The following is a 23794-nucleotide window of genomic DNA, read 5'->3' on the forward strand; positions in this document are numbered from 1 at the left end:
CCACCACCCTGAGCCGCGCGCCGCGCAGGTCGCGCAGGCGCTCCACCGGGCCGAGCCCCATCGTCTCGCCGCCGATGAGGGCCAGCGCCACGAAGCGGTTCGGCGCCCCGCCCATGAGCTGGCGGATCCGCTCTGCGGCGAAGCGCAGATAGGCCGGCGTCTCCACCTGCGGGCGCTCGGCCACATGGAGCGGCGCGAAGCCGGACGCGGTGGTGGCACGCAGGGCGAGGTCGCGCTGGGGGGGGGTGACCTCCCCCATCAGCTGGGCCAGCGCCGCGATGCGCTGCAGCATGGGCACGAATGGGCCGAGGGGGGCGGCGTTGCGGCGCTCGGTGATATAGGCCACCAGCATCAGCACCTGCACCACCACCAGCGCGCCGACGACGATGACCGCGATGCGCGCGGCGATGCCGAAGCGGGGCAAGGATCGCTCCTTCGGCCGGACGCCGGGGGCGGGTTCAGAGGGTGCGGACATCGGCGGCGAAGAGATAGCCGCCATTGCGGACGGTCTTGATGAGCAGGGCCGCCTCGGGCGCGGCGGCGACCAGCTTGCGCCTGAGCCGGCTCACCGAGACGTCGATGGTGCGGTCGAAGGGATCGGCGCTGCGCCCGCGGGTCCAGTCCAGCAGCTGGTCGCGGGAGAGCACCCGCTTCGGCCGCTCCAGGAAGCAGGCGAGCAGCTCGAACTCGGCGGAGGTGAGGTCCAGCGCCTCGCCCTCGGCCCGTCCCACGCTGCGCGCGTCGAGATCGGCCACGAAGCCGGCGAAGGCCACCCGCCGCGACTGGAACTGCGGCTGGGGCATGGCCCCGTCCGCACGGCGCAGCACGGCGCGGATGCGGGCGAGCAGCTCCCGCGGATTGAAGGGCTTCGCCAGATAGTCGTCCGCCCCCATTTCCAGGCCGACGATGCGGTCCACGTCGTCGCCCTTGGCGGTGAGCATGAGGATGGGCAGGCCGCCCCGCGCCCGCAGCCGCCGGCAGATGGAGAGCCCGTCCTCCCCCGGCAGCATCAGGTCCAGCACCACCAGGTCCGGCCGCGCGGTGGCGAGCAGGCGGTCCATGGCCGCGCCGTCCTCCGCCGCCAGCACGCCATACCCCTCCCGGCCGAGGAAATCGGCGAGGAGGGAGCGGATTTCACGGTCGTCCTCGACGAGGAGAAGGGTGCGCTGGGCCATGGTGGGAGTGTCGCCAAGCCGGGAGCGGCCAGCAATACGCGCCGCAGCGGCGGTTACAAAACGTTACAGCGTCTCACCCCGGTGCAAACCGGGCGCAAAGGCCGCAGCCGAAGGTAGCGTCATCGCAACGGGCTAGAGCACGCGCCGATCAGATTGCTTCACTCTGATCGGTTCGCGCTCCAAGCGGCCCTTCCTCGGAGCCTGACATGAACCGCACGGTGCTCGCCCTCTCCCTCACCGCCTTCGTCTCCGTTGCCGCCGTCACCGAGGCCGCCGCCTGGACGCGGAGCGGCTCCACCACCACGCCGCGCGGCACCTACACCAGCGCCGCTTCGGGCGGCTGCTCCGGCGGCACCTGCAGCCGCAGCGCCACCGCCAGCGGCCCCTATGGCGGCACGGTCTCGCGTTCCGGCAGCGTGAGCCAGACCGCGCCCGGCGCCTACAATTATTCGCGCACCACCACCGGACCCAACGGCAACAGCGTCAGCCGCTCGGGCAGCGTCAGCCGCTACTGAGGCCATCGGCCTTTTCGAGGCCACCCTCGACCGATGCCGCGCAGGTTCGCCCGAGCCTGCGCGCGGGCTGGTCGATGGCTGGCGAGCAAGGCTCACCGGCCATGGGCATGAGCCACCTCTTCCGGGCCTCACTGCCTGGAGTGCCGGGCCGCGGCGAGCCGCCCCAAGGCCGCGGCCCGGCAGTCGACGCATACGCAGGCGGGCGGCCGTCCGGCCCGAAAGCGGGTCGGCGGGTAAGGGGCGCGGGGGCGCTCTCGACATTCAAGAGGTGAAGCCATGGCCGGCTTCTTCACCGGCGGCGCGCTTGCGACCCAGACCGGCAGCTTCGCGCTGATCGCCCTCGCCCTGATGGCGGCGGAGTTCCTGTTCCACAAGGTGAACCACGTGGAAAGCCACGACGCGGCGGAGAGCGCGGCCTCCCTCGTCATCGCGGCGGGCAACAAGATCATCGGCGCGCTCACCGCCTCTCTGGTCGCCGTGCCGGTGTTCCTGGTCTCCCAGCACCGCCTGTTCGACATTCCCATGCAGGGCGTCGCGGTCTGGGTCGCGCTCTTCCTGGCGGTGGAATTCTGCTACTTCCTCCACCACCTCGCCATGCACAAGGTGCGCTGGCTGTGGGCGACCCACGCGGTGCACCACTCCGCGACCCGGCTCAACCTGTCGGCCGCGGTGCGGCTCGGCTGGGGCGGACCCCTCACCGGCGGGATTGTCTTCTACCTGCCGCTGGTGGCGCTGGGCTTTCCGCCGCTTGCCGTGTTCGGCATGCTGGGGGCGGGGCTCGTCTACCAGTTCTTCCTGCACCTCGCCCGGCCGCCCCATCTCGGCCCGCTGGAATGGGTGCTGAACACCCCGCGCCACCACGCGGTGCACCACGCCTCCAACCCAAGCGTCATCGACCGCAATTTCGGCGGCGTGCTCATCGTCTTCGACCGCCTGTTCGGCACCTTCGCCGAGGCGCCACAGGACGAGCCGCTGAGCTTCGGCATTGCGGGCGCGGCGACAAGCCGCAATCCGCTCGCCATCGTGTTCCGGGAGTGGATCGCCATGCTCCGTGACGCAGGGCGCACCCCGGGCCTTTATGGCAAGCTGCGCGTGCTGTTCGGGCCGCCGGGGTGAGGCCGGTATCAGGATGGAGCCCGCCATGAATGGAATGCATTTCTGTATTGCGGAAAATGTGGATTGTGCACCGCAGCAATCACGGTATGTTCATCGCAGCTAAGCGCACCGAAACCTAGGCCGTCGGCTACACGCGTGCGCAGTGAGGCTGACATGAAGAACATCCTCAAGATCGCCGGCGCCGCCGGCCTCCTTGCCACGGCCGCTGTGACCGTGGCCGCCACCACCTTCGCCGGCGAGCCGCTTCCCGCGGAGCGTCAGGCCATCGTGACCCATCTGGGCGGCAAGGCTTCCGCCGTGACCTATTGGGTCAAGGATGCCAAGGGCTACGAGGTGATCACCACCCTCGACGCCGCCGCCGAGCCGGGCGCCAATCCGGCCGTGGTCCGCGTGTCCACGCTGCTTCAGCCCGGCCAGCAGCAGGTCATCTCCCTGCCCGGCCCGGTGGGCCGCAGCGGCACCACCCTGAAGATCAGCCGCGTGGCCGACCGCGTGGAAGTCGAGAAGGTGGGCGCGCTCTCCTTCTGAGGCGCGCGACCAACGCAACGCAGCAAAGGGCGTCCGCATGGCGGGCGCCCTTTTCGTTTGGCGGCGACCGCCCCTGTCCGGGCCCGCGATGGCTCTGCCCTCCGGCCCGCCCTACTTCCCCCGCAGCGCCGGATCGCCATAGCCGCCCCCCGTGGGGGTGACGATGATGACGGCCTCGCCCGCTTCCAGCACCTTCTGGTCGCAGCCGAGCAGCACTTCGGTGGCGCCGTCTCGCCGCCTCACGAAGCCCTCGCCCAGCGCCCCGCTCTCGCCGCCCTTCAGGCCGAAGGGGTGCACCCGGCGGTGGGAGGCGAGCAGCGCGCACTCCATCTGCTCCAGGAAGCGGATGCGCCGGTAGGTGCCCGCCCCCGCATGCCAGCGCCCCCGCCCGCCCGAGCCGGGACGGATGTGGAAATCCTCCAGCAGCACGGGAAAGCGCGTCTCCAGCACCTCGGGGTCGGTGAGGCGGGAATTGGTCATGTGCACATGCACCCCGTCGGTGCCGTCGAAGCCGGGGCCGGCAGGGGAGCCGGAGCAGATGGTCTCGTAATACTGGTAGGTGTCGTTGCCGAAGGTGAGGTTGTTCATGGTGCCCTGGGAGGCCGCCATGGCATTCAGCGCGCCGAACAGGCAGTTGGTGACCGCCTGCGAGGTCTCCACATTGCCCGCCACCACCGCCGCCGGATAGACGGGCGCCAGCATGGAGCCCTCCGGCACCACGATGCGGATGGGCCGCAGGCACCCCGTATTCATGGGGATCTCGTCCTCCACCATCACCCGGAACACGTAGAGCACGGCGGCGCGGGTGACCGGGGCGGGGGCGTTGAAGTTGGTGGGCTGCTGCGGCGAGGTGCCGGTGAAGTCCACCGTCGCCTCCCGCTTCCTTCTGTCCACCGAGATCCTCACCCTGATGTGCGTGCCCTGGTCCATCTCGTAGTGGAAGGCGCAGTCCTCCAGCCGGTCGAGCACCCGGCGCACGCTCTCGGCGGCATTGTCCTGCACGTGGCCCATATAGGCCTGCACCACGTCGATGCCGAAGCTGTCGATCATCTTGATGAGTTCGCGCACGCCCTTCTCGTTGGCGGCGATCTGCGCCTTCAGATCCGCGATGTTCTGCACGGGGTTACGGGCCGGATGGCGGGCCGTGGTCAGCAGTTCCAGCAGCGCCTGTTCCCGAAACGAACCTTCCGAAACCAGCTTGAAGTTGTCGATATAGACACCCTCTTCCTCGATATGGGTGGCGAGCGGGCTCATGGAGCCGGGCGCGATGCCGCCCACGTCCGCATGATGGCCGCGGGAGGCCACCCAGAACAGGATGGTATCTCCATCCGCGTCAAAAACCGGTGTCACCACAGTGATATCGGGCAGATGGGTGCCGCCGTTGTAGGGCGCGTTGAGGGCGAAGACGTCGCCGGGACGGATGGCGCCGGCATTCTCGCGGATCACCGTCTCCACCGACTTGTCCATGGAGCCCAGATGCACCGGCATGTGCGGGGCATTGGCCACCAGATCCCCTTGCGCGGAGAAGACGGCGCACGAAAAGTCCAGTCTTTCCTTGATGTTGACCGAGTAGGCCGTGTTCTGGAGCGTCACCCCCATCTGCTCGGCGATGGACATGAAGAGGTTGTTGAACACCTCCAGCATCACCGGGTCCGCATGGGTCCCCACCGCCCCCGCCCGGGCGAGAACCTCGGTGCGGGTGAGGACGAGGTGGTTCCTGGCAGTCACCTGCGCCCGCCAGCCCTTTTCCACCACCACCGTCTGGTTGGGCTCGATGACGATGGCGGGTCCCTGCAAGCCCATGCCGGGCCTGAAATTTTCCCGCATCACCACCGGCGCGTCATGCCATTCGCCGCGGGCGTGGAAGCGGGTACGGCGCGCCTCGTCCGGCACCCCCTCGACCAGCGGCAGGTCGGGCTCGGCGATGCCCGCGCCGCCGCCCGCCGACATCACCTCAATGGCTTCCGCTACAATGGCTTTTTCCGGCGAGACGAAGCCGAACTGGGCGCGGTGCCGGGCCTCGAACTCGTCCCGCATGGCGGCGAGATCGGCGAGCGCCACGGGGATGGCGGTGTCGGTACCGGCATAGCGCAGATGCGCCTTTGCCTCGGTCTGCGCCTCGCCCGCCGCGATGCCCTGCCCGGCCAGCTCGCGGAGCGTCTCCGATGCCATATCTTCCTTGAAAGACAACAGCTTGGGCAACAGGTCCGGGGTCAGCGCCTCGCCCACCGACTTGGTGCGCTGGGCGCGCACCGAGGCCAGCCCCATGCCATAGGCCGAGAGCAGGCCGGAGAAGGGATGGATGAGCACCGTCGTCATGCCCAGGGCATCGGCGACGAGGCAGGCATGCTGGCCGCCGGCGCCACCGAAGCAGTTCAGGGCGTAGCGCGTCACGTCATAGCCGCGTTCCACCGAGATCTTCTTGATGGCGTTGGCCATGTTCTCGACCGCGATGGTCACGAAGCCGTCTGCCACCTGTTCCGGCGTGCGATCACCGCCGATCTCCTGCGCCATCGCAGCGAACATCTTGCGCACCACTTCCGCGTCGAGCGGCTGATCCTGCGCCGGCCCGAAGATCTTCGGGAAGAAATCCGGGATCAGCTTGCCCAACATCACGTTGGCGTCGGTCACCGCCAGCGGCCCGCCGCGGCGATAGCAGGCGGGGCCGGGATTGGCGCCGGCGCTGTCGGGACCCACGCGGAAGCGCGCGCCGTCATAATGCAGGATGGAGCCGCCCCCCGCCGCCACGGTGTGGATGCGCATCATGGGCGCGCGGATGCGCACGCCGGCCACCTCGGTATCGAAGGCGGTTTCGAGCTCCCCGTCATAGTGGCACACGTCCGTGGAGGTGCCGCCCATGTCGAAGCCGATAATGCGGGAAAAACCTGCCAGCGCACCGGTCTGCGCCGCCCCCACCACGCCGCCGGCGGGCCCCGAGAGCAGCGCATCCTTGCCCTGGAACAGGCCGGCGGCGGTCAGCCCGCCCGAGGACATCATGAACATGAGGCGGATGGCCTCCGCCGCCCCGTCCCCGCCTGAAAGCTCGTCCGCCACCTGGCCCACATAGCGGCGCAGGATGGGCGAGAGATAGGCGTCGGCGACCGTGGTGTCGCCACGCCCCACCAGCTTGATGAGCGGCGAGACCTCGTGGGAGACGGACACCTGCGGGAAGCCGATCTCCCGCGCCAGCGCCGCCACCTGCCGCTCGTGCTCGGGATAGCGGTAGCCGTGCATGAAGACGATGGCCACCGCCACGATGCCGTCCGCCTTCGCCGTCTCCAGCCGGGCGCGGACCACGGCGAGGTCAGGAGCTTCCTCCACCGTGCCATCGGCGCGCACCCGCTCATCCACCTCCACCACGCGCTCGAACAGCATGTCGGGCAGCACGATCTTCCTGGCGAAGATCTTCGGCCGGGCCTGGTAGCCGATGCGCAGGGCATCCCTGAAGCCGCGCGTGGTGACGAAGAGGGTGCGATCGCCCTTGCGCTCCAGAAGGGCATTGGTGGCGACCGTGGTGCCCATCTTCACGGCAGAAACCAGCCCCGGCGGAATGGCGGCGCCCGCCGGCAGGCCGAGGACCTCGCGGATGCCATGCACCGCCGCGTCGCGATAGGCCTCGGGATTTTCCGAGAGCACCTTGTGGGCGACCAGGCTGCCATCGGGCCTGCGGCCGACGATGTCGGTGAAGGTGCCGCCCCGGTCGATCCAGAACTCCCAGGACCCGGCGCCCTTCAGTCCGATCTCGCCAGCGGTGGTCATCCGCGCCAACTCCCGATGTTCCAGAGGATTTGAGCCTGAACGCCGGGCGCCCCGCCGGCAGGAGGGCCGGGGCGTGGCGTGCGTCTTGCTTAAGGTAAGGCGCAGTCGCCCCACCCACCGCAGCGTCCCTCAAGAAAGGCATGGCCATGATTTAACGTCAACATATCGTTGACAATTTATAGACACATCATGAGAATGCCATGATCCGCCGGAGAGCGGGGCGGCACCAGCCGCAAGAGGGGATCCGATGAGACACCAGACCTTCCCGCGCCCGGCGGAAGCCGGTCCATCGCGCCACCCCCGGCGGCCAGACCTTGCGCGCGCCCTGCGGAGGCTGCCATGATCCGCCGCCTCCTCGATGTCCTGTATCTCGTCGCCGGCTGGCTCGCCGGGCTGTTCCTGCTCGCCATCTTCGTGCTGATGATGCTGCTCTCGGTCGGGCGCATCGTCGGCTTCAACATTCCGTCGGGAGACGATTTCGTCGCCTGGTGCATGGCGGCGACCGCCTTCCTGGGCCTTGCCCACACCTTCCGCTCCGGCGAATTGATCCGCGTCGGCCTCGTCACCGACCGTATCAAGGGCCGGGCGAAGCGGATCGTTGAGCTGTTCTGCCTCGTTGTCGGCCTGTTCTCGGTGGGCTTCTTCGCCTGGCATGCGGTGATCCTCACATGGGATTCCTACCGCTTCAACGATATCTCGCAGGGCGTCGTGGCGGTGCCCCTGTTCCTGCCGCAGCTCGGCTATTCGGGCGGCCTCGTCATCCTCTTCATCGCCTTCGTGGACGAGTTCGTCCATGCCCTGAAGGGCGGCGTACCGCGCTACGAGAAGCCGCCGCCGGAAACCGCGGAGGAGCTGATCGAGCGCGCCATGCAGAGCGGGGTCTAGCCCATGGAAATGATCGAGATTTCCGGGCTCCTCCTGCTCCTCCTCCTGGGCCTCCTCGCCTCGGGCGTGTGGATCGCCATCGCCCTGCTCGTGGTGGGCTATGTGGGCATGCAGTTCGTCGCCGGCGGCATCCCGGCCGGCGCCGTGCTCGCCACCACCATCTGGGGCAATTCCGCCTCCTGGACGCTGGCGGCCCTGCCGCTGTTCGTCTGGATGGGGGAGATCCTGTTCCGCACCCGCCTGTCGGAGGAGATGTTCCGGGGCCTCGCCCCCTGGCTCAACTGGCTGCCCGGCCGGCTGATGCACGTGAACGTCATTGCCTGCGGTCTGTTCGGCTCGGTGTCCGGCTCCTCCGCCGCCACCTGTGCCACGGTGGCCAAGATCGCCCTGCCGGAGCTGAAGAAGCGCGGCTATGACGAGAATGTCAGCCTCGGCTCGCTGGCCGGTGCCGGCACGCTCGGCATCCTGATCCCGCCGTCCATCACCATGGTGGTCTATGCGGTGGCGGCCAACGTCTCCATCATCCAGGTGTTCCTGGCCGGCTTCCTGCCGGGCTTCCTGGTGATGGCGCTGTACAGCGGCTACATCATCGTCTGGTCGCTGCTGAACCCGTCGCGCACCCCACCCGCCGACCCGCCGCTGCCGTGGCGCGAGAAGCTGAGGGAATCCGCCAACCTCATCCCCGTCAGCCTGCTGATCATCTTCGTCTTCGCCGCGCTTCTGTTCGGCTGGGCCACGGCGACCGAATGCGCGGCCTGGGGTGTCGCCGGCTCGCTCGCCATCGCCTGGCGGCAGGGCTCCCTGTCCTGGCCGGCCTTCTGGGCCTCGGTGATGGGCGCGACGCGGCTGACCTGCATGATCATGCTGATCCTCGCCGGCGCTTCCTTCATGTCCACCTCCATGGCCTATACGGGCATCCCGGTGGCCCTCGCCCAGTGGGTGGACAGCCTCAACCTCTCCCCTTACGCGCTCATCGCCGCGCTCACCGTCATGTACATCGTGCTGGGCACGGCGCTCGACGGCCTGTCCATGATCGTTTTGACCACCTCGGTGGTGATCCCCATGATCAAGACCGCAGGCTTCGATCCGGTGTGGTTCGGCATCTTCCTGGTGCTGGTGGTGGAGATGGCGGAGGTGTCGCCGCCCGTGGGCTTCAACCTGTTCGTGCTGCAGACCATGTCGGGCAAGGATTCGAACACGGTGGCCCTCGCTTCCCTGCCGTTCTTCTTCCTTCTCGTGGCGGCAGTGGCCATCATCACGGTATTTCCGCAGATCGTCATGCTCCTGCCCGAGCTTGCCTACGGAAACTGATCGGGCCGGCCCCTCCCCGGATCCGCGAGGGCGCGAAACGTTGGATCAACCCGAAGGAGACCCTGGATGTCTGGATTGATGCGCATCTTCGGCCCGGCCCTCATGCTCGGCGCCCTCGTGCCGGGTACCCTGGCGTTCGCGGCCCCTGCCATGGCGCAGACCAAATGGAACCTGCCCTCGGCCTATCCCGCCGACAACCTCCACAGCGAGAACCTCGCCCAGTTCGCCAAGGACGTGGAGGCGGGCAGCGGCGGCAAGCTCTCCATCACGCTCCACCCCAACGCCTCCCTCTTCAAGGCGCCGGAGATCAAGCGCGCGGTGCAGACCGGGCAGGCGCAGGCCGGCGAGGTGCTGATCTCCCTGCACGAAAACGAGGATCCCATCTTCGGCGTGGACGTGGTGCCCTTCCTCGCCACCTCCTTCGAGCAGGCGAGGAAGCTGTGGGCCGCCTCCCGCCCTGCGGTGGAGAAGAAGCTCGCCTCGCAGGGCATCAAGGTGCTCTATGCCATGCCCTGGCCGCCCCAGGGCCTGTTCTCCAAGTCCCCCGTGGAGAAGATCGAGGACCTGAAGGGCGCCAAGTGGCGCGCCTACAATGCCGGCACCTCCCGCATCGGCGAGGCGGTGGGGGCGCAGGCGGTCACCGTCCAGCAGGCCGAACTGGCCCAGGCGCTCGCCACCGGCACCGTCACCGCCCTCATCACCTCCGGCGCCACCGGCTACGACGTGAAGATCTGGGAGAGCGTGCCCTATTTCTACGACATCCAGGCCTGGCTGCCGAAGAACGTGGTGTTCGTGAACCAGGCCGCCTTCGATGCGCTGGACAAGCCCACGCAGGAGGCCGTGCTGAAGGCCGCCGCCGCCGCCGAGGAGCGCGGCTGGAAGCTCTCGCAGGACAAGACCAGGTGGTATTATGAACAGCTCGCGGCCAAGGGCATCAAGATCACCCCGCCCAGCCCGCAGCTGAAGGCCGGCTTCGAGAAGATCGGCGCCACTCTCACCGATGCGTGGCTCGCCAAGGCGGGCGCGGACGGACAGAAGGTCATCGAGACCTACAAGAAGTGAGCGATCGGGCGACGGCCTGCCCGCCGCCCGGTTTCCCGCATTCCGCCTACCCACCCACGAGGCCGACGTGACCGCGCCCGACGCCAAGGACGGCAACAGCACCCCAGGGACGGCCCACGCAGGGACGGCCCGGGAGGCATCGCAAGGCCGCGCCGGCCCCGCCATCGTCTCCTCCGCCCATCTCGCGGAGGGCGCCCTGCCGACCCTCTCCGAGTTCGAGTTCGGCCTCAACATGCTGATCCATGCCTATGGCCGCTGGATGGTGCGCTGCATGGCGGCGGCGGGCGTGCCGGACCTCTCGCCCCTCGACGTGCAGGTGCTGCATCACGTGGTGCATCGCGACCGGCCGAAGACCATCGCCGATTTGTGCCTCGTGCTCGACGTGGAGGACACCCACCTCGTCACCTATGCGGCGAAGAAGCTGCAGGCGCTCGGCCTCGTCTCCTCCGGGCGGCGCGGCAAGGAGAAGACCCTCATCGCCTCCGACCAGGGCCGGGCCACCTGCGAGCGTTATCGCGAGGTGCGCGAGGCACTGCTCACCAATGCCGTGGTCGCCACCGGCATCCCGCCCGAGAAGCTCTCCGAGGTCGCTGCCCTCATGCGCACCCTCTCAGGCCATTACGACCAGGCGGCCCGTGCCGCCGCATCGCTCTGATCCGGACCCGCCGCCGGGGCCAGGGCGAGACATTTTCCACCGGATTTGCAATAAGATACCGCCAAATACCCCGACTCACCCCGCATGATGGAGGAAATGGGCGATCCGCCATCGGGAGGGACACGCAATGGTTTCCGTCCCGGCGGATCACACTCTATGATGCCTTCTGACGATGCGCGGAGGATGGACCCGGCGCCATGTGGCTTGACGACCAGCGCCCCCTCCGCTTCGGGGCGCCCGCCGATAGCGAGCGCCTGAGCGAAGGGGCCTTCCAGCCCTTTGGCATCGGGGAAGGATGCTCCGCGAACCGCGTGCCGGCAACCGAACTGGTGGGCGTCCGCCTGCCCTTCGGCCAGATGCGCAGCTTCGCCCGCAGCGGGCCAGACGGCCTGGGGCGGGGCCGCCGCGTCCTCGTCGTGGCGCCCATTGCCGGCGCCTATCCCTTCCTGATGCGCGACCTCATCGTGGCGCTTCTCGGCATCGCCGACACGGTGGCGGTCACCGACTGGCCCAATGCCCGCTACGTCCCGGTCTCGGCCGGCCGTTTCGGTTTCGCCGAAAACTGCATGGAGACCGCGCAGATGGCGCGCGCGCTGGCGGGCGATGACGGCGGCGTCCACATGGTCGGCGTCTGCCAGGGTGCGCTGCCGGCATTCGCCGCCGCCTGCCTGCTGGCCGCTGCCGGCCTGCCGCCGGCGAGCCTCAGCCTGATCGGCGGGCCCATCGACCCCTCGCGCAATCCCACCCGCCTGTGGCGCGTGCTGCAGGAGCGGTCGCTCGAGGCGCTGGAGCGGCAGGTGATCGAGACCGTGTCCTCCGCCTTTCCCGGTGCGGGGCGACGCATTTTTCCGGCCTGGCGGCAGATCGATGCCTTCGCCCTCTATCTGTGGCGCCAGAGTCTCTCGGGCGGTGACCTGCCGTTCCGCCTCGCCTTCGACGACGGCGACGACCCGCTGCGCTTTCCCCTGGCAAGATTGTGCTGGAACATGATGGACGTGGCTGGCGAGTTCTTCATGGAGAATGTCGCCACCGTGTTCCGCGAGAATGCGCTGGCCCGCGACCGCCTGACCATCGCCAACCAGGCGGTCCGCGGGGAAGCCCTCACCACCACCGCGCTCCTGACCATCGAAGGGGAGATGGACGACATTTCCGCCCGAACCCAGACCGAGGCGGCCCACGACCTGTGTGTCAACATCCCTGCCGGGCTGAAGCGGCAGGTGGTGGTGCCCAATGCGGGGCATTTCACGTTGTTCTACGGCCGGCGCATGCGCGAGATCGTGCTTCCCGCCCTTGCCGAGGTCATGGCCGCCGCCGAGGACAGTACCCGTCCGGCCGCCTGACCATACGGCGCGTCGGCGAGCCTTCGAGCGACGCGAAAGCCGGCCGCTTGACGGAACGCCTTGCAACTCCCGGGAGCCACCCTCCATCTCTTTGGACGGAGACGGATTCACCGCCATATCGCATCGCGATGGCGCTTCAATATGGGGGCATCGCCCTCGAAGCTGATGATAGAGAACGCGTTATCCGATCAGCTTGCGATGCAAGCAGATCGGATAACGCTCTAATGACCGCCGCGGCTTCCCCGGGCGGCAAGATGGCGGTGCAGCGTGCTGCGGTGGATGCCGAGCCTGCGCGCCGCTTCCGAGACATTGCCTTCGCAGGCGACGAGCGCCGCCTCGATGGTGGCCCGCGTCACCGCGCCCAGATCGCGCGCGGCAAGGTCCCGCGCAGCGGCGTCGCCCGGCGCGGCCGGCTGCGGCGATGGCCCCACGGACCGGCGCGCCGCACGCAGTTCCGCCGGCAGGTCCTCAACCCCCAGGATGTGGCCCGGCTCCGCCAGCGCCTGGAGCACGCGCAGGACACCCACCAGCTGGCGGAAATTGCCCGGCCAGTCGTGGCCCGCCAGCGCGGCGCGGCACTCGGCAGACAAAGCGGGGGCGTCGGGGCAAGGCCCGGCCAGTTCCGCCCACAGGCGGTCCACCAACACCTCGCGGTCGGCGAGGGTGCGCAGCGAGGGGAGCATCACCGTATACTGGGCGATGCGGAAATACAGGTCCGCCCGGAAGGCGCCCGCCTCCACCAGCTGCTTCAGGTCGCGGTGGGAGGCGCAGACCAGGGCGAAGTCCACCGCCACCGGCCGCCCGCCGCCGAGCGGCGTCACCTCGCGTTCCTGAAGCACGCGCAGCAGGCGGCTCTGGAGCGGGAGCGGCATGTCGCCGATCTCGTCGAGGAACAGCACCCCGCCGTCCGCCTCGCGGAACAGGCCCTTGAAGCCGGCGCGACGGGCACCGGTGAAGGCGCCTTCCTCATAGCCGAACAGCTCGGATTCGATGAGGCCCTCGGGCAGGGCCGCGCAATTGACCGCCGCGAACGGCCGGGCGCCCCGATTGCCACGCCGGTGCATCTGGCGTGCGAACACCTCCTTGCCGACACCGGTCTCGCCCTGGATCAGCACCGGCACGCCGGCTTCCATGAGGCGCACGGCGCGGCCGAGGTCCCGTTCCGTCGCGGCGTCGAAGCGCGGGCCCGGCGCCGGCGCCACGGGCGGGCGCGCGGGTGCGGGCTGTGGTTCTGCGGGCTGCGGCGCACGCGGCGAAAGGGTGCGGACCGGCGTGCCCTGACGCTCGAGGCGCATGATCACGTCGCCCCGGCGGGTGCGCACGCGCCGTTCTTCCCCGGCCTTGCCGAGGCTGCCCTCGAACAGGTCGCCGAAGCGCTTGGCCTCCAGCGCATCCCAGCCGAGGCCGAGCAAGGCAAGGCCCGGGCGGTTGGCGGCGATGAGGCGGTAATCCTCGAACACGAGGATGCCCTCGCGCGCCGTGCCGAGGAAGCTCGGATCGGCATGGAAGCGCACCAGGCTATGGTCGGGGAAGGCGCCCTCGAACATGCGGTGCTCCACCTGGCCGGCGGCCAGCTCCACCAGCGCCAGCGCGTGCAGATGCGGCACCGAGGCCGGGCCCGACAGGTCGAGCAGGCCCACCAGCTCTCCGAACGGATCGTGGATGGGGGCGGCGGCGCAGCTCAAGATACCGTTGGCCTCGGCATAATGCTCCGCCCCGCGCACCTCCACCGGGCGGCGCTCCACCAGCGCAGTGCCGATGGCGTTGGTGCCGGTCTCGGCCTCACTCCAGCTCACGCCCGGGCGCAGCGCCACCTTGGCGGCGCGGTCGGCGAAGTCGGCGCTACCCACGGTGTCCAGCACCAGCCCGGACGGATCAGTGAGGATGACGATGCTGTCGGCCGCGCGGGCGGCGGCGTGGAGCGCCTCCAGCTCGGGACGGCAGCGCCGGCGCAGGGCCTCATGGCGCTCACGCCGGGCGGCGAACTCGCTATCCGTCAACGGCTCCGCCCGCGGACGGGACTGCGGCCCGAGCCCCCGCGCGGCGCAGCGGGTCCAGGAGCGCAGGATCGGCTGCGCCAGCGCGTCCTCCGCCACCGGCGCGCCGGAGAAGAAGCGGCGGCGGGCCGCAAGGACCGCATCGGTCGAGGCGCAGGACGACAGTGCAGAGGTCGACACGGCAGGCGTCGGCACAGCAGGCATGTGGGTCCCTCGCTTGGCTTCGCTCCCTGAAACACCTGTCGCATTTTGCTACAGGTGTCGCAGCTCTTGTTCTTATGTGCGCCAGTCTGGCACGACTATTCGCTTCCCGTCCAGCGGACGTTCCGGCAAGGCTTGGCGGCCGCCAGCAAAATCAAGACAGGCCAGCATCTTCCCGCAGCGCAAATAAAGTCGTTTGGATACCCTGCAAGATCTGGCACGGGCGCTGCACACCATCTGCCGCATCAACCCTCGGGAGGGAACAATGAACATACCCGCATTCCTCGCCAGCCAGCACGCCTCGCCCTTCAAGCCGCGCTATGGCAACTTCATCGGCGGCGCCTTCGTGGAGCCGGTGCACGGCCGCTATTTCGAGAACACCTCCCCCATTACCGGCAAGGTGATCTGCGAGGTTCCGCGCTCGGACGAAGCCGATATCGAGCAGGCGCTGGACGCCGCCCACGCCGCCAAGAGGGCTTGGGGCCGCACCCCCGCCGCCGACCGCGCTTTGGTGCTGCTCAAGATCGCCGACCGCATGGAGGCGAACCTCGACCTGCTCGCCCGCGCCGAGACCTGGGACAACGGCAAGCCCATCCGCGAGACCACCGCCGCCGACATCCCGCTCGCCATCGACCATTTCCGCTATTTCGCGGCCTGCGTGCGGGCGCAGGAAGGCTCGCTCTCCGAGATCGACCACGACACCGTCGCCTACCACTATCACGAGCCCCTCGGCGTGGTGGGCCAGATCATTCCGTGGAACTTCCCCATCCTGATGGCGGCGTGGAAGCTCGCCCCGGCGCTCGCCGCCGGCAATTGCGTGGTGCTGAAGCCCGCCGAGCAGACCCCCGCCTCCATCCTGGTGCTGGCCGAGCTGATCGCCGACATCCTGCCCCCCGGCACGCTCAACATCGTCAACGGCTTTGGCCTCGAGGCCGGCAAGCCGCTCGCCTCCTCTACCCGCATCTCCAAGATCGCCTTCACCGGCGAGACCGGCACCGGCCGCCTCATCATGGGCTATGCCAGCCAGAACCTCATCCCGGTGACGCTGGAACTGGGCGGCAAGTCGCCCAACATCTTCTTCGACGACGTGGCGGCCCAGGACGACGACTTCCTCGACAAGGCGGTGGAAGGCTTCGTCATGTTCGCCCTCAACCAGGGCGAGGTGTGCACCTGCCCCAGCCGCGCGCTGGTGCAGGAAAGCATCTTCGACCGCTTCATGGAGAAGGCGCTGGCCCGCGTCGCCGCCATCAAGCAGGGCTCGCCGCTCGATCCGGAGACCATGATCGGCGCGCAGGCCTCCTCGGAGCAGATGCACAAGATCCTCTCCTATATCGACATCGGCCGGGCCGAAGGCGCCCAGGTGCTGGCAGGTGGCGAGCGCAACGTGCTGGAGGGCGACCTCTCGGAAGGCTTCTACGTGAAGCCCACCGTGTTCTTCGGCACCAACAACATGCGCGTCTTCCAGGAGGAGATCTTCGGCCCCGTCGTGTCGGTGGCGACCTTCAAGGACGAGGAAGAGGCCCTCGCCATCGCCAACGACACGCTGTTCGGCCTCGGCGCCGGCGTGTGGACCCGCGACGGCTCGCGCGCCTACCGCATGGGCCGCGAGATCCAGGCCGGCCGGGTGTGGACCAACTGCTACCACGCCTATCCCGCCCATGCGGCGTTCGGCGGCTACAAGCAGTCCGGCATCGGCCGCGAGACCCACAAGATGATGCTCGACCACTACCAGCAGACCAAGAACCTGCTGGTGAGCTACAGCCCCAAGAAGCTCGGTTTCTTCTGAGCGCGGCTTCTTCCAGGAGCGGGGGCTGCCGGCGCGGGGGCCGGCAGCATCCTTCCCTTGCCCCCCTCCCGGGGCATCTCGCCGGAGGCGGTCTTCGCCAACCCGCGCCGGGAGACATGAATGGATGGCCTGGGCTTGTCCCCGCTCCGGCCCTCCGTCTCCCGCCGCCTCCGGTCTTTTCTTTTCGTTCCGCGTTTCTCAACCCGCGCGAAGGATGGAGGCCGACAGTCATGGCTTGCGCCGCAGACCCGTTTCCCCCGGGTCTGCGGCGTCGGCGTTTGCACGCCGGTCCCGGCTCAATCCCTGCCGGCGCGCAGCAGCGCGAGAAGGCCGGTGAGCAGCGCCAGGGGCGTCGGCGGGCAGCCGGGTATCCTGAGGTCCACCGGCAGCACGGCCTCCACGCCGCCGGCGCAGGCATAGCCGCCGGCGAAGACGCCGCCAGTGATGGCGCAGTCGCCGGCCGCCACCACCCATTTGGGCGCGGGCGTCGCGTCGTAGGTGCGCTTCAGCGCCTCGGCCATGTTCTTCGCCACCGGCCCGGTCACCAGCAGCACGTCCGCATGGCGGGGCGAGGCGACGAAATGGAGGCCGAAGCGCTCCAGGTCGTAGAAGGCATTGCCCAGCGCGTGGATCTCCAGCTCGCAGCCGTTGCACGAGCCCGCATCCACCTCGCGGATGGACAGGCTGCGCCCGAGCCGCGCCCGAGCCGCCGCATTGAGCTCGGCGGCGAGCTGTTCCACCGCCACGTCTTCCGGAGCGGCCTCCGTGAGGGGGGCTTTCAGCAGCCCTTGGAGCAGGAGCTTGCGCATGATGGCCCCTAGAGATCCACGCCCGAATAGGAGCAGTTGAAGGATTTGTTGCAGAGGGGGAAGTCGGCGACGATGTTGCCCTCGATGGCGGTTTCCAAAAGCGGCCACTGGAACCAGGACGGATCACGCAGATGCGCACGCCGCACGCGTCCGTCCGCCGCCAGCGCCACGAAGGCCAGCACGTCGCCGCGGAAGCCCTCCACCACCGCAAGGCCCTCTCCGGGACCTGCCGGAATCTCGGTCGCGACCGGGCCGTCGGGCAGGGTATCGAGCAGGCGGACCACGAGGCCGAGGCTCTCCTCCACCTCGCGGATGCGCACCCAGATGCGCGCGTTCACGTCGCCCTCGGGCCGCACCGCCACCTCGAACGGCAGGCGGTCATAGGGGGGATAGGCGAAGGCCCGCCGCGCATCGAAGGGACGGCCGGAGGCGCGGCCCACATAGCCGCCCGCCCCGAACTGGCGGACGTAATCCGGCCGGGTGAAGCCGGTGCCCACGGTGCGGTCCTGCAGCGAGGCGGTGTTGTCGTAGAGCTCCACCAGCGCCGGGAAGGCGGCGCGCACCTCGGACACCAGCACGCGGATGGCCGAGATGCCGTCGCGCGCCAGATCCACCGCCACCCCGCCGGGGATGACGCCATCCATCATCAGGCGATGGCCGAAGGCGCGCGCAGACACGCGCAGCACCTTCTCGCGCAGCACGCCGCAATGGGCCAGCATCAGCGCAAAGGCGGCATCGTTGCAGATGGCGCCGATGTCGCCGAGATGGTTGGCAAGGCGCTCCAGCTCCGCCATCACCCCGCGCAGGGCATGGGCCCGCGCCGGCACGGCGACGCCGCGCGCCGCCTCCACCGCGCGGCAGAAGGCCAGCGCATAGGCCACCGTGCTGTCGCCGGACTGGCGCCCGGCAAGCCGCGCCGCCTGCGCCACGTCCGCGCCGGCCACCAGGCGCTCGATGCCCTTGTGCACGTAGCCGAGGCGCTCCTCCAGCCGCACCACCGCCTCGCCATAGCAGGAGAAGCGGAAATGGCCGGGCTCGATGATGCCAGCATGGACCGGGCCCACCGGGATCTGGTGCAGCCCCTCCCCTTCCGCGGCAAGGAAGGCATAAGTATCGCCCGCCGGTTCCGCCGGCAGGGGAGTCCCCAGCGGATGGCGCACGCCCCAGCGGCCATGGTCGAGCCAGGCGCGATCGTCGGGAGCGCCCTCGGGCACCAGGCCATAGAGGTCGCGCACGGTGCGCTCCAGCCTTGCTGCCGGCGGGTGATGGCGCGCCACCGAGGGGAACGCGCCGCCGGCGCAGGCATAGGTGGCCACGGCCAGCCGGCCGGCCGCCTCGTCCAGCAGCGCCATGTGCACGGCGCCCGCATCGCCCCACAGGCCCATGAGCACCAGATCGCCGGCCGCCAGATGCCCGGCGAGGGCCGTCCACTGCTCCGCGCTCACCTCGCCGCGCGGGAAGGGGCGGCAGGGGCCGGCGCGGCGGCCGCTTTCCAGAAGCTGTGCGAAGCTCTCCATGGCGCGCCCCTAGCCCAATAGCCCGGCCACGTGCCGGAACCACGCCACCAGCGGCGGCGGCAGATAGAGCCCGGCCACCAGCACCAATGTCAGATGCACCGCCATGGGCAGATAGCTCGCCTTCACCTTGTCGCTGCCGGGGCTGGGGGCGCCGAAGGCGATGCCGGAGAGCTTCGCCATCAGCGCGCCGAAGGCAAGGAGCAGCCCCGCCACCAGCGGCAGGGCGAGCCAGGGCCGATGCGCGAAAGCGGAGGTCACCAGCAGGAACTCGCTCATGAACACGCCGGCCGGCGGCAGGCCGGCAATGGCCGCCACCGCCACCACGAGCCCCCAGCCCAGCGCCGGGTGGGAGGTGGTGAGGCCGCGGATGTCGGCGAGCTTCTGCGTGCCCTTCACCTGGCACACATGGCCCACCGCGAAGAAAATGGCCGACTTGGTGAGGCTGTGCATGGTCATGTGCAGCAGCCCGGCGAAATTGGCGACGGGCCCGCCGAGCCCGAAGGCGAAGGCGATGAGGCCCATATGCTCGATGGAGGAATAGGCGAACAGCCGCTTGATGTCCCGCCGCCGGTACAGCATGAAGCCGGCGAGCAGCAGCGAGGCGAGGCCCATGGCCATCATCAGCGGCCCCGGCGCCAGCGTGCCGGGATGGGCCGCCATCAAGAGCTTGAAGCGCAGCACCGCATAGAGCGCCACGTTGAGCAGCAGCCCCGACAGCACCGCCGAGATGGGGGTGGGGCCTTCCGAATGGGCATCGGGCAGCCACGCATGGAGCGGAGCAAGGCCCACCTTGGTGCCGTAGCCGAGCAGCAGGAACACGAAGGCGACGTTGAGCAGCGCCGGGTCGAAATCCCGCGCGCGCTTCATCAGCACGCTCCAGATCATGCCGTCCGGTCCCTCGCCCACCACCGGCTGGGCCACCATGTAGACGAGGATGGTGCCGAACAGCGCGAGCGCGATGCCCACCGAGCCCAGCATGAAATATTTCCACGCCGCCTCGATGGCCGCCTCGGTGCGATAGAGGCCCACCATCAGCACGGTGGTGAGGGTCGCCACCTCGATAGCCACCCACATGACGCCGAGATTGTTGGAGAGCAGAGCCAGGTTCATGGCCGCCAGCAGCGCCTGGTACATGGCGTGGTAGAAGCGCAGGTGCAGCGGCGTGAGGCGCCCGGTCTCCAGTTCGTGGCCGATGTAGCTCGCCGAGAACACGCTGGTGGTGAAGGCCACGAAGGTGTTCAGCACCACGAACACGATGTTGAGGTCGTCCACGATCAGGAACGGCCCGGCGATGCGCGGCGCCATCAGCAGCGCCAGGGCGGTGAGGAACGTCAGGGCGCAGGCGCCCACGTTCAGGGCGGCCGAGACCCGATAGGACGGGACCAGCGCCAGCAGCACCGCCGCGGCAGCCGGGATGGCGAGGATGACCGGCGCGGGATCGAACGGCAGCGCCGCGAGGGCGGTCATCATGCGCGCCCTCCCCGGAAGCGGTCGAGGGCGTCCACGTCCACGGTGTCGAACCGCTCGCGGATGCGGAACAGGAAGATGCCGATGACGATGAAGGCGATGAGCACGGAGAAGGCCACCGAGATCTCCACCACCAGCGGCATGCCCCTGGCCCCCGTGGCGGCGAGGATGAGGCCGTTCTCCAGCGACATGAAGCCCACCACCTGGCTCACCGCATTGCGCCGCGTCACCATCATCAGGAGGCCCAGCAGCACTACCGAGAGGGCGAAGGCGAGGTCCTCCCGCGCCAGCGCGTCGGCAGCGGGGGTGGCCTTGAGCATTACCACCATGGACAGGGCGACCAAGGCGATGCCGGCGAGCATGGTGGGGCCGGTGGCGACCACCGTCTCCACCTCCCGGTGGATGCCGAGCCGCGCCACCATGCGGTGCAGCGCCACCGGGATCACCAGCGCCTTGAACACGAGGGCGATGAACGCGGTGAGGTAGAGGTGCGGCGCGTCCTGGGCGTAGGCCTGCCATGCCACCGCCAGCGCCAGAGCCACCGCCTGGAGCGCGAACACGTTGAGGAGGGCGTAGAGCCGGTCCTGGTAGAGCATCAGGAAGGAAATGAGCACCAGCGCGCCGGCGAACAGGTGGGCGACGTCGAAGACGAGGTTGGGGGTGATGGCGTGCTCGATCATCACAGGATCCCCGACACGAACAGCAGCAGCGTTCCCAAAAGCCCGAGCATCAGCGCGGCGCCGAGGAAGTCGGGCACGCGGAACACCCGCATCTTGGCGATGGAGGTCTCGAACACGGCGACCAGCAGCGCCCCCACCGCGAGCTTGCCGCCATAGGTCGCCATGCCCAGCACCATCGCGGAGGGACCCGCCCCCACCGGAGCAAGGCCCCACGGCACGAACACGCAGGCGACGAGGGAGAGGAACAGCAGCAGCTTGAGCTGTGCCGCCAGTTCGATCAGCGCCAGGTGACGGCCGGAATATTCCAGCACCATGGCCTCGTGCACCATGGTCAGCTCCAGGTGGGTGGAGGGATTGTCCACCGGGATGCGGCCATTCTCCGCCACCGCCACCATGAGCAGCGCCACCAGCGCCAGCGCCAGCGACACCCTGAGGCCCACGCCCGCCAGCATCACCGAGGCGATGGTGGACAGCTGGGTCGAATGGGCGACAAGGGCGAGGGAGAACACGATCATGATCATGGCCGGCTCGGCGAGGGAGGAGATCATCACCTCCCGGCTCGATCCGAGGCCGCCGAAGCTGGTGCCCACATCCATGCCGGCCAGCGCCAGGAAGAAGCGCGCCGAGCCGATGAGGGCGGTGATCGCGATGAGGTCCGCCGACCAGGAGAAGATCAGCCCGGTGGCGAAGGTGGGCACCAGCGCCGCCGCCACCCAGGTGGCCGCGAACACGAGATAGGGCACCACGCGGAACAGCCAGGAGGCGTTCTCGGCCAGCACCACCTCCTTGCGCATCAGCCGCGCCAGATCGCGATAGGGCTGGAGGACGGAGGCGCCCCGGCGGCGCGTGAGGCGCGCCTTCGCCTTGCGCACCAGCCCGGTCAGGAGCGGGGCGAGGGCGAGCACCAGAAGCATCTGCGTGCCCTGCACGAGGAGGTTCGCCATCAGGTCCATAGGGCGAGCACCAGAAGCAGCAGCACCAGGGCCGAGAAGACGAGGCCCAGATACTGGCGGATGGTGAGGTATTGCAGCTTGTTCGCCCGCTCGGCCACGGCGCCCACCGCCGCCGTCAGCGGCAGGAACAGGAAGGCCCAGGCCGGGTCCCGCGCACTGGTCGAGATGCGGGCGGGGGTGAGCGCGCCGGGGGGCGGCATCTCCACCGTCTCGCGGGCCGCGAACAGGCCACGCGCGAACACGCGACGGATGGGCTGGGCGAAGGAGGCGGCGGAATATTGCGCCAGCGGGCTGGCATTGGGGAAGCCGCAATCCCACGGCGGCGCCCGCCGCACCGCGCGCGAGGCGAAGCGGTGGATGACGACCGCGGCGATGAGCGCCGACACCGCCGAGAAGCCGAACACCAGCAGCGCATTGTAGGAACTGCGGCTCTCCGCCACCGGGATGATGGAGAGCCACGCCACGGACCTCTGGGACGGCATGGTCTCGCCGATGAGGCCCGCCACCGCCGGCTGGAGCGCGTCGATGAAGAGGCCCGGCAGCAGGCCCGCGCCCACGCACACCGCGGCGAGCGCGATCATGGCGGCACGGGAGAAGGCGTCCACCTCGTGGGCCTCGGCCGCGTTGGGGCTGCGCGCCCGGCCGAGGAAGGCGATGCCGTAGAGCCGCACGAAGCAGGCGGCGGCGAGCGCGGCGGCGAGCGCCATCAGCGCGCCGACCGCCGGCACCATCAGCCGCAGCCCCCAGGCCGGCAGGTCCGGGCTCAGCAGCACCGCCTGGAACACCAGCCATTCCGAGGCGAAGCCGTTGAGCGGCGGCAAAGCCGAGATGGCGGCGCAGCCGATCAGCATCACCGCGCTGGTCACCGGCATGCGGTGGATGAGGCCGCCCAGGTCCTCCATCTGCCGCGTGCCGGTGGCGGTGAGCACCGCGCCGGCGCCGAAGAACAAAAGGCTCTTCATGGCCGCGTGGTTGAGCACATGGAACAGGGCGGCGGTGAGCGCCAACGCCGCGGCGGCGGGAAAGCCGTTGGCCGAGAAGGCGAGCGCCAGCCCGAGGCCGACGAAGACGAGGCCGATATTCTCGATGGTCGAATAAGCGAGCACGCGCTTGATGTCGTTCTGCAGCAGCGCCTGCAGCACGCCGATCACCGCCGCGACGCCGCCGGCCGCCAGCACCGGGATGCCCCACCACCAGTCGGGCGGCCCCGAGAGGTCGAGCACGATGCGGATGAAGCCGTAGACCGCCACCTTGGTCATCACGCCGCTCATGAGGGCGGAGACGTGGCTGGGCGCGGCAGGATGGGCCAAAGGCAGCCAGACATGCAGCGGCACCAGGCCCGCCTTGGAGCCGGCCCCCAGCATGGCGAGCGCCAGCACCAGCGCGGCGGCGATGCCCACAGGCGGCGCCTCGCGCATGGCGTCGAAGGCATAGCCGCCCCCGGAGCCGGCGGCGAGCAGGCCGAAGGCCAGCATCAGCGCCAGCGTGCCGAAGGACGCCATGAGGATGTAGACGAGGCCGGCGCGCACATTGCCCGCCTCCTTGTCGTGGGCCACCACCAGAGCCCATGACGCCAGCGACATGAACTCCCAGGACAGGAGGAAGGTGTAGGCGTCGTCCGCCAGCAGCACCATGTTCATGCCGGCAAGGAAGGCCGGGAAGAAGGGCAGCACGCGCGCGGGCGCATGGTCGTGCCTGCCGTAGCCGAGGCCGTAGAGGCTGGCCGCCGCGCCGCCGAGATTGACCACGGCGAGGAAGAAGGCGGAGAGCGCATCGAGCCGCAGGTGCGCCCCGATCCACGGAATGCCCAAGGGCAGCACGATCCCGGCCGGCGGCGCCGCGATGGCTGTGAGCGCGGACAGGCCGGCCACCAGCGTCACCGCCAGCGCGCCGCCATAGATGAGGGACCGGCCCGCGGGGCGGCTTGCCATCGCCACCCCGAGCAGGCCCAAGGCCAGCAACGCCACCACGGCGACGAGGGCGACGAGGAGCTGGCCGTTCAGGAGAAGCCGGGTGGCGAAGGCGGCCTCGGACATGG

18 protein-coding genes and 1 pseudogene are annotated in these 23794 nt (G+C 69.4%); 9 read left to right on the top strand and 10 right to left on the bottom strand.

Going from position 1 to position 23794, the window contains the following annotated elements:
• Window positions 1-424: pseudogene (locus tag K9U40_RS10945) on the bottom strand (sensor histidine kinase); the annotation flags it as partial.
• A 34-nt stretch (window positions 425-458) separates the two neighbouring features.
• Window positions 459-1175, bottom strand: coding sequence for a response regulator (locus tag K9U40_RS10950; protein ID WP_282890230.1), 717 nt, complete (start codon window positions 1173-1175; stop codon window positions 459-461).
• A gap of 206 nt (window positions 1176-1381) precedes the next feature.
• Here K9U40_RS10950 and K9U40_RS10955 point away from each other — a divergent pair, with 206 nt between their 5' ends.
• From K9U40_RS10955 to K9U40_RS10965, 3 genes are all read left to right on the top strand, one after another.
• Window positions 1382-1690 carry a hypothetical protein gene (locus tag K9U40_RS10955; RefSeq protein WP_282890231.1) on the top strand — a complete coding sequence of 103 codons (309 nt, stop codon included), beginning with the start codon at window positions 1382-1384 and terminating at the stop codon, window positions 1688-1690.
• Window positions 1691-1966: 276 nt separating this feature from the next.
• Window positions 1967-2806, top strand: a complete 840-nt coding sequence (locus K9U40_RS10960) for a sterol desaturase family protein (RefSeq protein WP_282890232.1) — start codon at window positions 1967-1969, stop codon at window positions 2804-2806.
• Between the two features lie 153 nt (window positions 2807-2959).
• Window positions 2960-3334 (top strand): hypothetical protein, encoded by a 375-nt coding sequence (locus tag K9U40_RS10965; protein WP_282890233.1) that lies wholly within the window; start codon window positions 2960-2962, stop codon window positions 3332-3334.
• Between the two features lie 111 nt (window positions 3335-3445).
• Here the strand turns inward: K9U40_RS10965 and K9U40_RS10970 are convergent, their stop codons facing one another.
• Window positions 3446-7093, bottom strand: coding sequence for a hydantoinase B/oxoprolinase family protein (locus tag K9U40_RS10970; RefSeq protein WP_282890234.1), 3648 nt, complete (start codon window positions 7091-7093; stop codon window positions 3446-3448).
• Between the two features lie 339 nt (window positions 7094-7432).
• Here K9U40_RS10970 and K9U40_RS10975 point away from each other — a divergent pair, with 339 nt between their 5' ends.
• The 5 genes from K9U40_RS10975 to K9U40_RS10995 all read left to right on the top strand — a co-directional run bounded on the left by K9U40_RS10975 (window position 7433) and on the right by K9U40_RS10995 (window position 12346).
• The gene (locus K9U40_RS10975; RefSeq protein ID WP_282890235.1) at window positions 7433-7978 is read left to right on the top strand and encodes a TRAP transporter small permease; all 546 of its coding nucleotides are present in this window, start codon (window positions 7433-7435) and stop codon (window positions 7976-7978) included.
• 3 nt (window positions 7979-7981) lie between these two features.
• Entirely contained in the window at window positions 7982-9289 is a 1308-nt protein-coding gene (locus K9U40_RS10980; RefSeq protein WP_282890236.1) for a TRAP transporter large permease, read from the top strand.
• A gap of 66 nt (window positions 9290-9355) precedes the next feature.
• Window positions 9356-10351 (top strand): TRAP transporter substrate-binding protein, encoded by a 996-nt coding sequence (locus K9U40_RS10985; RefSeq protein WP_349239430.1) that lies wholly within the window; start codon window positions 9356-9358, stop codon window positions 10349-10351.
• A 163-nt stretch (window positions 10352-10514) separates the two neighbouring features.
• Window positions 10515-11006, top strand: a complete 492-nt coding sequence (locus K9U40_RS10990) for a winged helix DNA-binding protein (protein WP_282890255.1) — start codon at window positions 10515-10517, stop codon at window positions 11004-11006.
• A 311-nt stretch (window positions 11007-11317) separates the two neighbouring features.
• On the top strand, window positions 11318-12346 hold the full coding sequence (locus K9U40_RS10995; RefSeq protein ID WP_282890237.1) for a hypothetical protein: 1029 nt from the start codon (window positions 11318-11320) through the stop codon (window positions 12344-12346).
• A 221-nt stretch (window positions 12347-12567) separates the two neighbouring features.
• On the opposite strand, the gene K9U40_RS11000 is transcribed toward K9U40_RS10995, so the two are convergent.
• Window positions 12568-14547 (bottom strand): sigma-54-dependent Fis family transcriptional regulator, encoded by a 1980-nt coding sequence (locus K9U40_RS11000; RefSeq protein WP_282890238.1) that lies wholly within the window; start codon window positions 14545-14547, stop codon window positions 12568-12570.
• A 262-nt stretch (window positions 14548-14809) separates the two neighbouring features.
• Here K9U40_RS11000 and adh point away from each other — a divergent pair, with 262 nt between their 5' ends.
• A complete protein-coding gene (gene adh / locus K9U40_RS11005; RefSeq protein ID WP_282890239.1) occupies window positions 14810-16330 on the top strand; it encodes an aldehyde dehydrogenase in 1521 nt (506 codons plus the stop codon).
• Between the two features lie 296 nt (window positions 16331-16626).
• Here adh and K9U40_RS11010 read toward each other — a convergent pair whose 3' ends face one another.
• Genes K9U40_RS11010 through hyfB form a run of 6 tightly spaced genes read right to left on the bottom strand, consistent with a single transcriptional unit; the run spans window position 16627 to window position 23792 of the window.
• A complete protein-coding gene (locus tag K9U40_RS11010) occupies window positions 16627-17139 on the bottom strand; it encodes an NADH-quinone oxidoreductase subunit B family protein (RefSeq protein ID WP_282890240.1) in 513 nt (170 codons plus the stop codon).
• An 8-nt stretch (window positions 17140-17147) separates the two neighbouring features.
• Complete coding sequence (locus tag K9U40_RS11015; protein WP_282890241.1) at window positions 17148-18656, bottom strand: NADH-quinone oxidoreductase subunit C; 1509 nt, start codon at window positions 18654-18656, stop codon at window positions 17148-17150.
• Between the two features lie 9 nt (window positions 18657-18665).
• Window positions 18666-20126, bottom strand: a complete 1461-nt coding sequence (locus K9U40_RS11020) for a hydrogenase 4 subunit F (protein ID WP_282890242.1) — start codon at window positions 20124-20126, stop codon at window positions 18666-18668.
• A complete protein-coding gene (locus K9U40_RS11025; protein ID WP_282890243.1) occupies window positions 20123-20803 on the bottom strand; it encodes a hydrogenase-4 component E in 681 nt (226 codons plus the stop codon). Before K9U40_RS11025 ends, K9U40_RS11020 begins: the two co-directional genes overlap by 4 nt.
• The gene (locus K9U40_RS11030; protein WP_282890244.1) at window positions 20803-21756 is read right to left on the bottom strand and encodes a respiratory chain complex I subunit 1 family protein; all 954 of its coding nucleotides are present in this window, start codon (window positions 21754-21756) and stop codon (window positions 20803-20805) included. The genes K9U40_RS11025 and K9U40_RS11030 overlap by 1 nt, the downstream gene beginning before the upstream one ends.
• A complete protein-coding gene (gene hyfB, locus K9U40_RS11035; RefSeq protein WP_282890245.1) occupies window positions 21747-23792 on the bottom strand; it encodes a hydrogenase 4 subunit B in 2046 nt (681 codons plus the stop codon). The genes K9U40_RS11030 and hyfB overlap by 10 nt, the downstream gene beginning before the upstream one ends.
• Window positions 23793-23794: the final 2 nt, after the last annotated feature.

It is taken from the genome of Xanthobacter autotrophicus, assembly GCF_030015065.1.
GTDB classification, from domain to species: domain Bacteria; phylum Pseudomonadota; class Alphaproteobacteria; order Rhizobiales; family Xanthobacteraceae; genus Xanthobacter; species Xanthobacter autotrophicus_D.